Here is a 15,929-nt window from a genome sequence, read left to right as displayed (position 1 = left end):
GTGAATTCGGGTCCTGAGGATCGCAGGTTACGGCCAGCGATCCTCGTATTTATGACAGTTCGACCAAGCATTCGCCTTGTCATAATCCGGAGCTGCGAGATCTGATGACGCCAACAAATCTTGCACAACCCCAGCGCCAGCAAACTCAACTGGTCACGGCACTTCGGGCCTGCGCCGGAGCCTTCGGCTTGGTTTTTCTCTATAGCAGCGGCTACAATCTCTTTCTTCTCGCCCCTTCCATCTATCTTTTGCAAATATACGACCGGGTAATGTCGAGCCGCAGTGTCGATACGCTGGTGATGCTGACGCTCATCGTCGCCGTTGCGGTGGTGGTCGGCTCCACCCTGGATATCGTGCGCAGGGCAGCGCTTTCGCGCATCGGCAGTTGGCTGGACCATCGTTTGCGTCCGGACGTCCTGAACGCCTCATTCGAATATGCGTCCCGTGCGGATACCAGTGTTGCGGCCGATTGTTACCGCGACCTTGCCACGTTGCGCCAGTTCCTTGATTCACCGGCAAGTGCGCTTCTCTTCGATATTCCCTGGGCGCCGGTATTCCTGCTGCTGCTCTTTCTCGTTCATCCCTTGCTGGGTGCGATCGGTCTTCTAAGCGCAGTCGCTCTCCTGTCGCTTGCCCTCCTGACGGAGTTGGCGACACAGCAGCCGATCGCACAGGCCAATCTCGCGCTATCGCGAAGCTATGGGCGGCTTGCGACGGCTCTTCGATATATTCAGGTGATCCGCGCCATGGGGATGCAGGACGGCGCGGCGCAAATCGTCTATCGCGATGCCGAGGCGGCCAGAAAAGCGCAGGACACCGCCATGCACCGCACCGAAATCATTCTGGGATTCTCGAAGTCCATCAGGACATTAACGCAGATTCTCGTCATGGGAGCGGCCACATGGCTGGTGCTCGAGGATAACAGCAGCCCCGGCATCATCTTTGTCGCGAGCCTTTTGCTCGGCCGGGGCCTTGCACCCGTCGAGGGCGCGATCGGTGCATGGCGTTCGTTTGCGTTTGCGCGCAATTCCTTCAATCGTCTCAATAAGATGCTGATCGTGGTTTCTTCGCAGGACGATCTTCGCACGATACCTGTCCCCGATCCCAGCGGTCTCATCCTCGACAATGTTGGCTACGCCCTGCCGTTTGCCGACCGACCCATATTGAAAGGCGTCACGCTGCACCTGATGCCAGGGGATTGTGTTGCGCTCATCGGCCCGTCAGGATCCGGCAAGTCGACGCTCGGCCGCATCATGGCCGGCGTCCTGCATCCGACAAGCGGATGCACGCTCCTGGGCGGCGTCGATATTTCCGCGCTGCGCCTCTGCGCCAACACGCGTCATGTCGGCTATTTGCCGCAGGATATCGAACTTTTCGGCGGAGCCATCAAGGACGTGATCGGGCGCCTGGACGGCGCGGATCCCACCAGGGCCATCGAAGCGGCAAAGCTTGTCGGACTGCACGAAACCATCATGCGGCTGCCGCAGGGCTATGAGACCGACATTGGCGAAGGGGGAAACTTGTTGCTGCGCGCTCAGCGGCAGCAGCTCGGATTGGCGCGCGCCGCCTACGGTAATCCCTCGCTGGTGGTGCTCGACGATCCGAATTCCAGCCTGGACTATGAAGGCGAACGCATCCTGTTCAACGCGATCGAACGCATGAGATCCAGGCGAATGATCGTGGTCATCATTACCCACCGAATGGGAGTTCTTCCCGTCACCAACAAGATCGCGATCATGCGCAATGGCATGGTCAATGCGTTTGGAGAAAGCGAGCACATCTACGACACCTATCTTCGCCCGCCATCGCCGACGCAGACACTGGAAGGAAAGGCCGCGTCATGACCACCATCCTTCCTTCCGGCGCCCCAGCTAAATTCATAAACGCGTCAAACCCAAGCAGCCGGTCTGCCCAGAGATTGGAAGCCGCCAAGAAGTTCCTGAGCTATGCCCCGGTTCTCGATGCGGATTTCATGAGGCTGGCGCCGCCGTCGCCGATGCCGGTGCTGCGGTCGGTGAAGCGGACGGGCAACCTGCTGATCTGCATCTTCATCCTCGGTTTCGGGATATGGTCGCTCCTGGCTCCGCTGAAGAGCGCAGCCGTCGCGTCCGGTGTCGTGGAGCCGGAGTTCAGCCGCAAGACCATCCAGCATCTGGAAGGCGGAATCATCAGGCAGATTCTCGTCAAGAACGGCGACGCCGTCACCTCGGGACAGGTGCTCATCCAACTCGACGATACGAAGTCGCGGTCGGAGCGCGACAGTGTTCAGGGGCAGCTATGGGACACCGAGGGCATGCATGCGCGCCTGGTTGCCGAAGAGAGCGGTACCGACCAGATCACCTTTCCTCCAGACCTTGTCGCGTTGATGAACGACACTCCGTCGGTCAGAGCTATCATGGTTGGGCAGCAAAGGATATTCGAGACACGCCGCCAGGTGATGCTGTCCGAGATTGGGATCACGCAGGAGAAGATGAGGCAGGTCCAGCAGGAGATCATCGGGCTCGGCGCGCAGAAGGCATCGCTCGCCGACAGGGCCGAAATCTCGCGGCAGGAGATGGAGTCGGCTACCAGCCTCGTTTCCAAAGGAGCTGAGAGAAAGAGCAGGATTTTCAACCTCGGACGCGAGAAGGCAGATATCGACGGTCAAACCGGCGAGGTGGACGCCCAGATATCGCGCGCCTATCAGGTGATCAGCGAGGCACAGGCCAATTTGGTGAAACTGCAGAGCGATCGGCTGAATGAAGTCGCCCAGGGTCTGCGAGATAGCGAAAGCCAGATCCTGCAGTTGAGCGAACGTTTGCGGGCGATCGACGATCAGCTTGCCAGAACCGAAGTCCGGGCGCCTGAGGACGGGGTAGTCATGGACCTGCGTTTCCATACGGCAGGCGGCGTGGTCGGCGCGGGCGAACCGCTCGTCGATCTGGTGCCGCGCGAAGCCCATCTCGTGATATCGGCACATGTACGGCCGGAGGATATTAATTTGGTGCATCCGGGGTTGGAAGCACAAGTTCATCTTCTACCTTATAATCAGAGGCGTGTTCCGCTGCTGAAAGGTATAGTGGATTATGTCTCGGCAGATCGCCTTGTCGATAAGCAGACCGGTCAGGCCTACTATGCGGCGACGATCCGCGTAACAGACGAACGATTAGCGAAGATGCACGATGTCGCGATGGTTCCGGGCATGCCCGCCCAGACATTGATTGAAACGGGCAAGAGCAGTGTCGCATTTTATGCAATCAGACCGCTTCTGGATAGCTTCAACAGAGCGTTTCGTGAGGACTGAAGCGAAACCCGGAGCAGGGCTCGGAAATGCGACGCGAATATGGATTGGTACTCCCACCATTCCTTCCTGGCGCCTCTGAATTTCTAGCATGTCGCCGTCGAAGGGACGCAGTGATGGGTAAACGAAAATTCAATGATGACAGGATCATGGACATTCTGAAGGAGCATCAGGGTGGCATGACGGTGACGGACGTGTGCAGCAAATACGGGATCAGCGAACCGACCTTCTATCGCTGGCAATCCCTGCAGCTCAAGAATGTCGGCTTCGACGTCAAGAGGTTGAAGGCTTTGGAGGAGGAAAACCGGAAGCTCAAGAAGCTCTTGGCTGAAACCATGCTCGCAGCGGCAACGTTAAGCGAAATGCTTGAAAAGACATCCAAGGAAAGCGCTTAGTTTACGATGCCGCCGCATCATGTCCGTTGGTTAGCCTGTAGCCCAAACGGGCGACGACTTCGGTCCGATTCTGGACCTGCAGCTTGCGCATGATGTGCTGCACGTGCATTTTTACCGTGTGGCCCGAAAGGTTGAGCTTTCCTGCAATCACCTTATTCGAACAGCCACGCTGCAGTTCGGCGAGCACATCCGCTTCGCGCGGCGTGAAGTCGGCAAGATCGGGACTATGCGCCCGCGCCTCTATCATCCTTTGACTATCATCATGAGAGTCGGCGTGCCTGGCTAAACCGTTCGTCAGCGCATCCAACGGCTGCGGGTAGAATATGCCGCCCGCGAGAACCAGCCGCAGCCCGGCAAGCGCGATCTCTATGGGAATGGAGGTGGTGAAAAAGCCACGAATGCCCATTTTCAGCGCCTGGGACGCGATAGAGGCGTCATCCGTACTCGACAACAGTGCGACCGGCGCTTCGGAAAAGCGTTCTGCGATAGCCGTGAGATCGTCCAGCAGTCCCGCGCTTTCTACGCTCCTGCCCTCCAAGCCCAAAGCAATCAGACGGACATCCATTCCGAGAGCCCTATCAAGACTCTCAGTAGAGACCATATCAACAAACTCCCAGCCGACGAGTTCGTGCTCGAGAAGCTTCACGATGGTCGTACGGGCAAGTGTATGGTGGTCTATGATGATGACCGTCGGCGCATTGCGCCCGATCCGGCGTTTCATTCCTGAACTGATGGACACGTGTTGCCCCCCAAGGATAAATGCGTTCCATCTAGGCCCGCGAATATTATACCGCTTGTTGTGTCATGTCATGATAAAATGGGGATTAATCCGCCTGCAACCCAGCGTGACGCAATATAAGCATCTTCTAATCACAACCTTTAGACGTATTTCTATGACCCTGGGGGACGCTCTCGCAAGGCCGTTTTCAGGTGCTGTTTTTTGAATATCCGCCGCCCGAAAAGCTTGACTACAGTAGCGCGACAATAGTCACCATCATTTGATAGAGAGGCGAGAGCTATTGAAAAATAAGGAACGTTAGGGTCGTTCGGCGCTATCCCAGCGAACGGGCAAGGCGGGATCACCCAATCCCGTATCTGCGTCCGGCCCGAATGTCGATGCTTGCGGAGGCTGCGATTCAACGTTGGATGGAAGGTTATCAGAGTTCGCTATCTTGCTCCTGTTACCGGCCGTCTTCTGCGGACGGTTCGGGGTGTGCAACGCAATGTAAGATTCCGCACATATCCTATCAACAAACTTGCTAGACTTTGATCGGTATCCGATAAATTTGTAGGTCGAGACTTCAAAGGTCTTTCGAATACGAAACTATCGCCGATCGAGCGCGGTGCTTATGATCTGGATCGCTCGCCCGCAAAAATCGACAGGGCCTCATCGGCAATGATCTGCTCTTCATCCGTCGGAATGACGAAAGCTGTAATAGAACTTGATGATGTGCTGACGATAGGCGCGTTGGCGGCGTTCGCGTCCTCGTCGATCTCAAGGCCCAGCCATCGCAGGCGGTCGCAGATATCAGTGCGAATTTCCGGCTGGTGCTCGCCGATGCCGGCGGTGAAGACAAGACTGTCCAGGCCGCCGAGCGTCGCCGCCATTCGCGCGACCTCGCCGGCAATGCGCAGACAAAACAGATCGATCGCCTCTCGCGCTTCCAGCTTCGAGCTTTTCAATAGGTCGCGCGTGTCGGCGCTGATGCCGGAGACACCGAGCAGACCGGATTTGTGATAGAGCATGTCTTCCACATCTTTCGGCGTCCTGCCTTCCGGCCCAAGAAGATGCAGCAGCACGCCGGGATCGAGATTGCCGCAGCGCGTCGCCATGGGAATGCCGTCCAGCGTCGAGAACCCCATGCTGCAGTCCCGGCTTTCGCCCTTGTCGAGGGCGCAGAGGCTGGCTCCGCTGCCAAGATGGGCGACGATGACCCTGCCGGCCGCGGCCTGGGGTGCCCGCCGCCGCAGTTCGGCGGCGATGAAGGCATAGGAAAGGCCGTGAAAGCCGTAACGTTTGATCCGTTGATCGTGCAGCGTGCGCGGAAGGGCGAAACGGCGAACGAGATCGTTCTGCGTAGCGTGGAAGGCAGTGTCGAAGGAGGCAGTCTGTGCGAGCGCCGGTCGCAAATGCTTGACGGCGCGGATCAGGCGCAGCGCCTGTGGCTGGTGCAGGGGCGCGAGCACGGTCAGATCCTCGATGTCGCGGATGCGGGCTTCGTCGAGGCGCACCGGGCCGGTGAACATATCGCCCCCATGGACCACGCGATGGCCGATGGCGTTTATCGCGGACATGTCGAAATGCTCGCCGAGGATGCCGAAAGTTTCCTCCACGACTTCGTGTAAGTGCTCGACCGCATCCGTTTGCAGAGAGCGATCGAAGGTGGCCCGGCCTGCCGTCAAATGGAAGGCGAGGGGTTGAAGGCGAAAGTCGATCTGGCCCTTGCCGACGCGGCAGGCTTTGTCTTCCCGGACCTCGAACACGCCGATTTTGACGGTCGAGGAGCCGGCATTGAAAGTCAGAAGCAGGTTTCCGCTCGTCATGGGCCGGTCTCGTCGTGAGAGTGAGAGACTTAAATTTGCCGCCATATGCAAAGCGAAGACTGGAACGCCACCAAACCGCAGGATTCATAGCGGCAAAAGATAATTTCGGCTGCTGTTTGTTCCATTGGAACCGAAATGTCGGGCCAGGCGCGACGAACCCGCGCCTGGCAAATCGGCAAAATCTTCAGGGAGCCTTCTTCGGCCCCCCTTGCGTCTTTGCATTGTCGTCGACGAGTTCATACCACATTGCATTGAGGACGGCGAAGGCAGCGGCTAGGGGGAAGCCGAGGAGCCAGGCGAAATACCACATGTTCTTTCTCCTTCTTTGAGATCAGTAGGCGTGGCCGCCCTTGTCGTTGACCGTCTCGGCGTCGATCTTGCCCCAGAGCACCCGGTAGACCCAGGCCGTATAGAGAAAGATGATTGGCAGGAAGATCAGCGACACGACCAGCATGATGAACAGTGTCATATGGCTGGACGACGCATCCCAGACCGTGAGGCTGGAGCGCGGGTCGAGCGAGGAAGGCAGGATGAAGGGAAACATCGAGACGCCGACCGTCGAAATGATGCCGAAGATGGCGAGTTTGCTGAAGAGCAGCGGTGTCACTTCACGGCGGGCAAGCATCGACAGAAGGGCTGCGATCGCGCCGAGGAAGCCGATGATTGGAGCGACCAGCATCCAGGGATGGCTGGCATAATTGCCGAGCCAGGCACCGGCCGTATGATCGACGGTTTTCAAAAGCGGATTGGACGGCCCGATCGGGCTGATCTCGCTGGTGATGCGGTAGCCATCGACGCCGTACCACAGGGCGAGGCCGCCGAGGGCAAAGAGCACGATCGTCGCGAGCGCCGCCAGACTGCCATAGCTGCGGGCCCGCTCTGCTACGATGCCATTCGTCTTCAACTGCAGCCATGCCGCGCCATGCATGACGAGCATGGCGACGGAAAGCAGGCCGCAAAGCAGGGCGTAAGGATTGAGCAGGCCGAAGAAGGAGCCTTCGTAATAGATCCTCATATCGTCGGCGAAGCGGAACGGCACACCCTGCAGCACATTGCCGACAGCGACACCGAAGATCAGCGAGGGGACGAAACCGCCGATGAACAGCGCCCAGTCCCAACCGGCCTTCCAGCGGGCGCTGTCCCGCTTAGCGCGATATTTGAAAGCCACCGGCCTGAGGATTAGTGCGAAGAGGATCGCGAACATCGCCAGATAAAAGCCGGAGAAGGAGACCGCATAAAGCGGCGGCCAGGCGGCGAAGATGGCGCCGCCGCCGAGGATCAGCCAGACCTGATTGCCTTCCCAGGTCGCGCCGATCGAATTGATGGCGATGCGCCGTTCGGTATCTGTCCTGGCAACGAAGGGCAGGAGCGTGCCGACGCCGAGGTCGAAGCCGTCGGTCACCGCAAAGGCGATCAGCAGAACGCCGAGCAGCAGCCACCAGATGACACGCAGGGTTTCGTAGTCGATCAATTCATGAAGGATCATGGTGGTTACTCCGCAGCGGGAACGAGGGTTTCGGAAATGAGGTCGGCTTCCGGCTCGTCATCCGGTTCCGGGCCCTTGCGAATGGCCTTCACCATCAGCGTCATCTCGATGACGATCAGCACGGTGTAGAGCGCAGCGAAGCCGAGCAGGGTGAGAAGCACGCTACCGGCTCCGAGATTGGAGACGGCGGCGGCGGTTGGCAGCACGCCTTCGATAACCCAGGGCTGGCGGCCGAACTCGGCGACGACCCAGCCGACTTCGATGGCAACCCAAGGCAGCGGAATGGCAAGAACGGCGATCCTCAGCAACAGGGGGTATCGGTCGAGCTGGCGGCGGGCCGAGAGCCAGAAGAAGGTTACCGTCAGCAGGATGAAGAACATGCCGAGGCCGACCATGATGCGGAAGGACCAGAAAAGAGTCGGCACGTTCGGAATGGTATCGCGGGCGGCCTGATCGATCTGGGCGTCGGTCGCCTGGCGGGGATCGTCGACATAGCGCTTCAAAAGCAGGGCGTAGCCGAGCTCATGGCCGATATCCTCGAAGGAGGCGCGCGCCTGCTCAGTGGAGGTGTCCTGCGCAGTCGTACCGGCGGCGGCCGGTTGGGCGGCGCGGATCTTCATCAGTGCGTCATAGGCCTTGATGCCATCGCGGATACGGATCTTCGCCTGCTCCTCAAGCTGGGTGATGCCGGGGATTTCGGTGGTCAGCGAGCGGGTGCCGATCAGGCCCATGACCCACGGAATGTGCACGGCATAATGGGTCTCGCGCGCCTGCTGGTCCGGAAAGCCGAAAGCCGTAAAGGCGGCGGGCGCCGGCTCGGTTTCCCACATGGCTTCGATCGCAGCGAGCTTCATCTTCTGATGCTCGGTGGACAAATAGCCGCTTTCGTCGCCGAGGACGACGACCGAAAGAGCCGAAGCCAGGCCGAAGGAGGCGGCAACCGTCATCGAGCGCTTGGCGATCTCGATGTGGCGTCCCTTCAGCATATACCAGGCCGAAACGCCGAGCACGAAGATGGAGGCGCAGACATAGCCGGCCGATACGGTGTGAACGAACTTCGCCTGAGCGACGGGGTTGAAGACGACATCGAAGAAGCTGGTGATCTCCATACGCATCGTCTGCGGATTGAGTGCCGAACCGACGGGATTCTGCATCCAGCCATTGGCGATGAGGATCCAGAGGGCGGAGAAGTTGGAGCCGAGCGCGACCGCCCAGGTGGCTACGAGATGCCCGACCTTGGAGAGCTTCTCCCAACCGAAGAAGAACAGGCCGACGAAAGTCGCCTCTAGGAAAAAGGCCATCAGCCCTTCGATCGCCAGCGGCGCGCCGAAGATATCGCCCACATAGTAGCTGTAATAACTCCAGTTCATGCCGAACTGGAATTCCATGACGATGCCGGTGGCGACGCCGAGGACGAAGTTGATGCCGAATAGCGTGCCCCAGAATTTGGTCATCTGGCGCCAGATCTGCCGCCCGGTCATGACATAGGTCGTCTCCATGATGGCAAGCAACACGGAGAGGCCGAGCGTCAGCGGCACAAACAGGAAGTGATAGAGCGCCGTCATGGCGAACTGCAGGCGCGATAGCGCCACGATGTCGAGTTCCATAATTTTTCTCCCACGGTCCCACGGGGTTTGGTCGATACGGCGCTTTTCGATACGCCGTATTTATACGTTCAGTTTGCGCCTCAGTCCGGCCGCAGCCGGTTCAGGATGGCGTCGAATTCTGGTTCGCCGCGCCGCGCCGTTGCCGTGACTCGGCCGCGTTCGAGCATGACGATGCGGTCGGCGATCGCGGCTTCGCGGCGTATGTGAGTGGCGATGACGAGGCTGCGGCCAGTGGCATTGCCGGCGATCTCACGCAAAACGGCGCGCGCGGTGTCGCCATCGAGCCCTTCCGTCGGTTCGTCGAACAGCCAGAGCGGCGTGTCGCGCAGGAAAAGCCGGGCAAGTGCCAGCCGGCGCGATTGACCGCCCGAGAGGCCGATGCCGCCTTCGCCGAGGCGGGCCGAAAGCCCTTTTGGCAAAGCCTTGATGTCGGCAAGCAGGCCTGCGGCCTCCAGCACCTGAAGAAGCCGTTCGTCGCTTGCATGCGGGTCGGCGAGCAGCAGGTTGCCGCGGATCGTATCGTCGAAGAGCTCGGTGCGTTGCGTCAGCGTCGTCGCCTTGACGCCGGTAATCGTGCCGGATGCCGGAGCGATCTCGCCAGCAAGCAGAGCCAATATCGTGGATTTTCCGGCGCCGCTGGCACCGACAAGAGCAATCCGCTCGCCGGCGGCCAGCGACAGGGAAAGGCTCTCGATTGCCGGATGCCGGGCGCTTTCGTACCTGGCGCTAACGGCCTCTAGCTGGAATGCATAACCTTCGTGCGGCCGTGCGATCTGAGCGGCTGCCTTTTCCGGGGCGAGGCGCGGGGCAATACGCTTGACGGCAAGCAGCGTGCGGCCGAGCTCCAACGCGCCACGACGCAATGCCGCGAAAGGTTCCGTGGCGGCAAAGGCGACAAGCAAACCGAAGGCGGCGGCCGGAGCGCCGATGACTCCCTGTTTTGCCAGAATGGCGACAGTCAGAAGTGTGGCTGTCAGCAGAAGCGTCGAGGCAAGCGAGAAGCCGACGCCCACGGCGTTTTCGATCCTGTTCAACGCATGGTCTGCTTCCGCGAGCCGCCGGTCGGCATTGCCGATGGCGATGCGTTGCGCCTGCAGGCGGCCAGTCATGGCGAGATCCGTCTGGCCGGCGATCAGATCGATGATACGCGCGCGGAGCGCTTCCATCGTGTGGGCACGGCGGCGTCCGGGCTTCATTGCCATCCGACCGGCGATCAGGGGGATGCCGAGGCCGGTGGCGACGAGCCAAAGGCCGACCAAGGTCCCGAAGAGCGGCTGCATTAGACCCAGCGCAATGCCAACGGCGAGCGCCGACAGCAGAGCGACGCCTGCCGGCAGCAGCACCCGCAGGTAAAGCGAATCCAGCGCATCGATGTCGGCCGTGAGCCGGAACAGCAGCTTGGCCGGACGGCGCATCATGGCCGCGGCGCTGCCGGGCGTTGCCCAGCCGCGAAAGAGCCTTTCGCGCAATGCCGCGAGAACGCGCAGGGTTACGTCATGGGTCACCAGCCGCTCCCCATAGCGCGCCGCCGTGCGGCTGATTGCAAGCAGGCGGATGCCGGCCGATGGCGCGAAGACGTCGAAGACGATGGCAGTTGCGGCGGAAGCGCCGGCGAGCGCAGTCGCGGTGATGAACCAGCCGGAAAGGCCGAGCAATCCGACGCCAGCCAATACGGCGAGTGCCGATAGCGCCGCGCCAAGACAAAGACCGCGTCCGCGTTCGGCATGGAACAGGCGGATGACCGGGAGAAGCATTGAGAGGCTCCGTCTCATGCGGCAATCTCCTTGTGATGGGTTTCAAGCCGGATGGTGCGGTCGAGGCGTGATGCAAGCAGCGGATCGTGTGTCGCGACGATCAGTGTCCGGCCCTTCGCCAGGGCCAACAAAGCTTCGGTCACCTCGGCGGCGGTGGCGGCGTCGAGATGGGCGGTCGGTTCGTCCGCGAGAATGATGCCGGCCGCACGGTTGGCGGCCACGCGGGCCAGTGCCAGTCGCAGCGCTTCGCCGCCGGAAAGGCCAAGGCCGCTTTCGCCGACCGCGGCGATCTCGTTCGCAGCAATCACGGTGTCCAGGCGCACGGCACGGACCGCATTGTCGATGGCGCCGTCGTCAATATCGGCGCGTCCAAGGCCGATATTTCTCTTCAGGCTGCCGGAGAAAATATGCGGCCGTTGTCCGATCCAGGCCATGCGCTGGCGAAGGGGAGCGGCACTGTTCTTCGTCAGCGGGACGCCGCCGATCCTGATCACACCGGCTTCCTGTGGCGCAAGTCCCGCGATCAAGGAGAGGATAGTGGTCTTGCCGGAGCCACTCGCACCCCAAAGGGCAACATGTTCTCCGGCCGCAACGTTGAGACCGAGTTTGTCGATCACGGCCGGAAGATCCGGCGCATAGCGGAAGATGAGCCTGTCGATCTGCACGGAGGGAGCAGCAAGCACCATCCGGTCGTCGCTGGCGTCTCGTTCATCGGTGTCGAGAATGGCAGCTCCCTGCGAGGACAGGGCATCGAGTGCTGCAAGCGCCGCTTCGCCATTGGCGCGATCGTGCCAAACGGCTGAAAGTTCGCGCAAGGGTTCGAAAAAGGCCGGGGCGAGCAGAAGGATGAAAAGCCCTTGCGCCAGGCTCAGCCGGCCATGCCACGTACCTATATCGATCGAGCCGAGCAGGCTGAAGCCGATGTAAACGGCTGTTGCCGCAACACCCAGGGCAGCGAAAAGCTCGAGAACGGCGGAGGACAGAAAGGCGATCTTCAATACTGCCATCGTGCGCTTTCGCAGAGAGTCCGCATCGGCGCGCAACCGTGTGGCCGTAATATCGACGGCACCGAGCGCCCGGATCGTCGCAAGCCCACGCAGGCGATCGAGCAGAAAGGCGTTGAGGCCACCGGTTTCGGCCAGTTGCTTTTCACTGGCAGCCTTGGCGCGCCAGCCGATCAACGCCATGAAAATCGGAATGAGCGGTGCTGTGACAAGCAAAATGAGCCCCGCGATCCAGGAAACGGGAAAGACGCAGGCGAGGATGACGAGGGGTACCGCGCTCGCCTTTATGCGCGCCGGCCGGAAACGGGCGAGATAGGGAACGATCGCCTCGGCCTGTTCGCCGACGACGCTCGCGGCGAGACCGGAGGCCGGCTTGCCGATATCAAGGGGCGAGCGGGCAACGAGTGCCGCAACGGCGCGATTACGCCGCGATGTCAGCTCGTCTCTCGCCGTGCGGAAGGCGACACGTGCGCCGGCGGCATCAAGAGCGGCGCGAACAAAGCCAAACGCCAGTACCGCCAGCGCTGCCCACACCACGTCCATCGTGCTGCCGCCATCGCTTATGACGCCGATGCTGAAGGCGAGGAGGGTTGCCTGCGGAATCCAGATCAGCGCCGCCGCGGTTTGCAGGCCTGCGGCAAGCAAAAGCCCCGCGGGCTTTCGGCTCCGGGCGGTCTGACTTCGTCTCGCAGCCGGCGTCGCATCGGGCACCGCCTTCTGGGTTTCTTCCGGAGTGAGATCAGGATCGAAGAAAGCCGCAGTCATCGTTCAATCCTCTTTTGTCGTTTTGGAACGGCGGCGGCCGAGCGAGACGACGCGGTCCTTGGCCTCCAGCAGCTTCGTTACCTTCGAGCCGAGCAGCAGGAGTGTCGCGAGCCGCTCGGTCTCCAACTGCTTGACGTCCTCGTACCAGTTGGTCAGGCGCTCGATCAGGCCGTACATCTCGTTCATCCGCCCCTGCGCATAGCGTTCGGTATCGCTTGCCGGTTGCTGCATCAGGATTTCGCGCAGCATCGAGAGCGTCGGATCGACCTCGCGCTTCTTGCGCTCTTCAGCGAGCGTGCGCAGGATCTGCCAGACATCATCCGGCGTCGTGAAGAAGTCGCGGCGGTCGTCGGGCTTGTGCTTGAGGAGCACGAGGTTCCAAGTCTGCAATTCGCGCAAGCTCATGGAGACGTTCGAACGGGAAATGCCGAGGGCTTCGACGATTTCCTCCGCGCAAAGCGGTGCCGGGGAGACGAAGAGCAGGGCATAGATCTGTCCGACCGTGCGGTTGATGCCCCAGCGCGAACCCATTTCCCCAAAATGAAGCACAAAGGATTGTACGAGAGGCGGAAGATTCATGGTGATACCTCGTTGTCAGTGATTTCAGAAATTTCTGAAATCACTGTAACTATAAGCCGGCCTGCTTTTCAATCAGTGTGTCACCCATGCGTCAATCTGCGCGAGCAAACCGATTGCCGGTTTCATTGCTTCCAGACGAATTCTTTGCTCGTCGCTGACCCATGCCGCTGCCCGCTTCCGGAGCCGCGGCTCGCCGGTCTGCAATTGATCTATGTCAAGGGCACACATAAGTCTGCGATACATGTAACCTCCTGGTGCAGAGCCAAGCTCACCGGATTTTTCATGCCTCGGTTATGCAGGTTTGGAACGCGACAGCTTTGACCGAAGTCAAAGCCTTCGCTCGTCAACTACCCCGTCTGCGCAACGTGATCATGCGCAGCAAAATATCGTGCCGTTTAGGCCCGCAACGATGTCGAGCCTTCCATCTGGCCGATCTCCTGTAGATGCGCTGCCACCGCCAGCCGGTCGATCGTTGCAATCGGCAGGTTGACCAGAAGCATGATCCGATTTTTAAGGTAGCGAGCGGCCTGCGCAAAGGCGCGGCCTTTGTCCAATTCGGAGCCTTCCACCTTGGAGGGATCCTCGATGCCCCAATGCGCGGAAGCGGGATGGCCGGGCCATATCGGGCAGACTTCGCCTGCTGCGTCATCGCAGACGGTGATGATGAAATCCATGTGTGGCGCGCCCGGCCCGGCAAAGACATCCCAGCTCTTCGAACTGAAGCCGGAAGAGGGATAGCCCAAGGCTTCGAGTGTTTTTACGGCCCAAGGATTTATCTGGCCTTTGGGAAAGCTGCCGGCCGAAAAGGCTCGAAAGCGACCCTTGCCTTCAGTGTTCAAGATCGATTCAGCAAGGATTGAACGGGCCGAATTGCCCGTGCAAAGAAATAGAACATTATAGACGTGATCATTGCTCATTGCGCTTTCTCCCCCCAGGTCCCGAGTAAAGCAGATGATAGTCACAGCAGCCGATATGCGGATTTTCCGATGGCAGGCGCCCCTCATTCAGGAAGCGCGCCAACCTTCGGAAGCATCGCGGCAACTATACACTATAAGGCGAGAGATGCGTCACTCTTGAAGAAAACGGTTGCGATCAGATGCCGGTCTCAGACCGCAATATGCCGACGCGAACGGCCAATTTTTCTCCGGGACCGTGAACTGCCGCAAAGAGCAGGCCGGCGAGAAAGGTGAAATGATCGATGAAGAAGCCAAATTCCGCTTGAGCGCCGGTCCAGCGGTTTGGCCCGTGGAAGCTGAAGGCAAGGAAGACGACGTAGATGCCGGCAAGCAGCGCGGCTTCGGAGAAGAAGGCTCCCGTCAGCAGGCAGATCGCCAGCGCACTTTCGAAGAAGGCGGCGATCCAGGCGAGGAACAGCGGCAGCGGAAAACCGGCCGATGCGATATAATCCGCCGTCGATTGCATGCCCGCGAATTTGAAGGCGGCCGCCATCACGAAGACGGCTCCGAAGATCAATCTGGCTAGGCAGATTGCGATTGTCTTGCCCATGTCTATATCCTCCGTTGTTCGACTCTTCGGCGATCCATATTACGGTATCGCCGATCTCATCCCAGGACGGAAGACAGGCCGTGTTTCCGACACGCTGCGGGAAATGTTTTTGCGTTGGCGGTTGGATCGCGTGATCCGAACATCTCATGATGCCCGGTTGGCGTTGCGTAACCAAAATTACTTTGACGATGAACGGATGAAGGTTCCGGTATAGGGGTTCGGGTCATATTGCTTTATGTCGCCAAACGTGTAGCCCCTTTGCTTCAATTGCCGGATGAGGGCTTTAAGCTTTTCCTTGCCGTCGAACCGATCCTGAAACATCTCATCATGCATCAAGAGGATCATCTCATTGCGTTTCATGAACCGGCCATAGGCGAAGAGGTGATCGATTTCGCTGAGCAGGAGATCGACGGATTGCACAGGTTTTCCGTCTCCCGAATGCGCCCATTCGAAGTCCCAGCCATAGATCAGGAATTTCATTGCGGCCACATAGTCGTAATCGACCACCTCGCGCTCGTAGCGGGCGGGATCCATTGAAAGATCGTCCTTGGAATAGTCGATCAGGCGAAAGACATCGCGTCCGGGCAGGCGGGCATAGACCCAGGGCGTCAGGCCAAGCACGGTATTGGCCTTGAGCATATCCGCGACGACGGCGTCGGTGTTGGAATAATAGTTTCTGTAGTGATTGTTGGCGTGGCTGTAGCTGTGGTTTCCAACTGTGACCAAAGGCAGGGTCTTGGCGCGCATCAGCAGCGCCCTTTGTTCGGCGCTGGATTCGACATGAAGCCCGACCATGAACATCGCCGCCGGCACCTGCTCTTCGGCGAGGACATCCAGAACATTCGCCGTCCCCGACAAAGGCCCGTCATCGAAGGTCAGATAGACAACCCGCCCTGCCGCATTGGCCGACAAGGGGCTACAAAGCAAGGCGAGCGCGGACAGCATCGTGCGAAGGTAATTCCCAATGGACATGGATAGCGCCCCTCGTTTCCCGGCTCGTTATCGCATG

At 59.9% G+C, this 15,929-nt stretch carries 14 protein-coding genes; 3 read left to right on the top strand and 11 right to left on the bottom strand.

All coding sequences use genetic code 11. From position 1 onward, the window contains the following. Nucleotides 1–104: 104 nt before the first annotated feature. The 3 genes from ACXHXG_RS10200 to ACXHXG_RS10190 all read left to right on the top strand — a co-directional run bounded on the left by ACXHXG_RS10200 (nt 105) and on the right by ACXHXG_RS10190 (nt 3,675). Nucleotides 105–1,844 (top strand): type I secretion system permease/ATPase, encoded by a 1,740-nt coding sequence (locus tag ACXHXG_RS10200; protein WP_457899199.1) that lies wholly within the window; start codon nt 105–107, stop codon nt 1,842–1,844. Next, the gene (locus ACXHXG_RS10195) at nt 1,841–3,283 is read left to right on the top strand and encodes an HlyD family type I secretion periplasmic adaptor subunit (RefSeq protein ID WP_283046908.1); all 1,443 of its coding nucleotides are present in this window, start codon (nt 1,841–1,843) and stop codon (nt 3,281–3,283) included. The genes ACXHXG_RS10200 and ACXHXG_RS10195 overlap by 4 nt, the downstream gene beginning before the upstream one ends. Nucleotides 3,284–3,396: 113 nt before the next feature. Beyond that, nucleotides 3,397–3,675 (top strand): transposase, encoded by a 279-nt coding sequence (locus ACXHXG_RS10190; RefSeq protein ID WP_028751823.1) that lies wholly within the window; start codon nt 3,397–3,399, stop codon nt 3,673–3,675. Between the two features lies 1 nt (nt 3,676). Here ACXHXG_RS10190 and ACXHXG_RS10185 read toward each other — a convergent pair whose 3' ends face one another. From ACXHXG_RS10185 to ACXHXG_RS10135, 11 genes are all read right to left on the bottom strand, one after another. Next, entirely contained in the window at nt 3,677–4,396 is a 720-nt protein-coding gene (locus ACXHXG_RS10185) for a LuxR C-terminal-related transcriptional regulator (protein ID WP_104823921.1), read from the bottom strand. Nucleotides 4,397–5,022: 626 nt separating this feature from the next. Beyond that, nucleotides 5,023–6,219 (bottom strand): acetate/propionate family kinase, encoded by a 1,197-nt coding sequence (locus tag ACXHXG_RS10180; protein WP_457899198.1) that lies wholly within the window; start codon nt 6,217–6,219, stop codon nt 5,023–5,025. 184 nt (nt 6,220–6,403) lie between these two features. Beyond that, the gene (gene cydX, locus ACXHXG_RS10175) at nt 6,404–6,529 is read right to left on the bottom strand and encodes a cytochrome bd-I oxidase subunit CydX (protein ID WP_104823919.1); all 126 of its coding nucleotides are present in this window, start codon (nt 6,527–6,529) and stop codon (nt 6,404–6,406) included. 21 nt (nt 6,530–6,550) lie between these two features. After that, nucleotides 6,551–7,705, bottom strand: coding sequence for a cytochrome d ubiquinol oxidase subunit II (gene cydB / locus ACXHXG_RS10170; RefSeq protein WP_457899197.1), 1,155 nt, complete (start codon nt 7,703–7,705; stop codon nt 6,551–6,553). Nucleotides 7,706–7,710: 5 nt separating this feature from the next. Beyond that, nucleotides 7,711–9,312 carry a cytochrome ubiquinol oxidase subunit I gene (locus tag ACXHXG_RS10165; RefSeq protein ID WP_285167796.1) on the bottom strand — a complete coding sequence of 534 codons (1,602 nt, stop codon included), beginning with the start codon at nt 9,310–9,312 and terminating at the stop codon, nt 7,711–7,713. 80 nt (nt 9,313–9,392) lie between these two features. Beyond that, a complete protein-coding gene (gene cydC, locus ACXHXG_RS10160; protein WP_457899196.1) occupies nt 9,393–11,084 on the bottom strand; it encodes a thiol reductant ABC exporter subunit CydC in 1,692 nt (563 codons plus the stop codon). Continuing rightward, complete coding sequence (gene cydD, locus ACXHXG_RS10155) at nt 11,081–12,835, bottom strand: thiol reductant ABC exporter subunit CydD (protein WP_457899195.1); 1,755 nt, start codon at nt 12,833–12,835, stop codon at nt 11,081–11,083. The genes cydC and cydD overlap by 4 nt, the downstream gene beginning before the upstream one ends. Nucleotides 12,836–12,838: 3 nt before the next feature. Next, nucleotides 12,839–13,414 carry a GbsR/MarR family transcriptional regulator gene (locus ACXHXG_RS10150; protein ID WP_457899194.1) on the bottom strand — a complete coding sequence of 192 codons (576 nt, stop codon included), beginning with the start codon at nt 13,412–13,414 and terminating at the stop codon, nt 12,839–12,841. A 395-nt stretch (nt 13,415–13,809) separates the two neighbouring features. After that, nucleotides 13,810–14,331: an arsenate reductase ArsC gene (locus tag ACXHXG_RS10145; RefSeq protein ID WP_104823914.1), complete on the bottom strand. Its 522-nt coding sequence runs from the start codon at nt 14,329–14,331 to the stop codon at nt 13,810–13,812. Between the two features lie 175 nt (nt 14,332–14,506). Beyond that, nucleotides 14,507–14,920, bottom strand: a complete 414-nt coding sequence (locus tag ACXHXG_RS10140) for a DoxX family protein (RefSeq protein WP_457899193.1) — start codon at nt 14,918–14,920, stop codon at nt 14,507–14,509. Between the two features lie 177 nt (nt 14,921–15,097). Next, on the bottom strand, nt 15,098–15,892 hold the full coding sequence (locus ACXHXG_RS10135; protein WP_457899192.1) for a polysaccharide deacetylase family protein: 795 nt from the start codon (nt 15,890–15,892) through the stop codon (nt 15,098–15,100). Nucleotides 15,893–15,929 lie beyond the last annotated feature (37 nt).

Source organism: Rhizobium sp. LEGMi-198b, from assembly GCF_054114205.1.
This window is presented reverse-complemented; position numbering and strand designations above follow the sequence as displayed.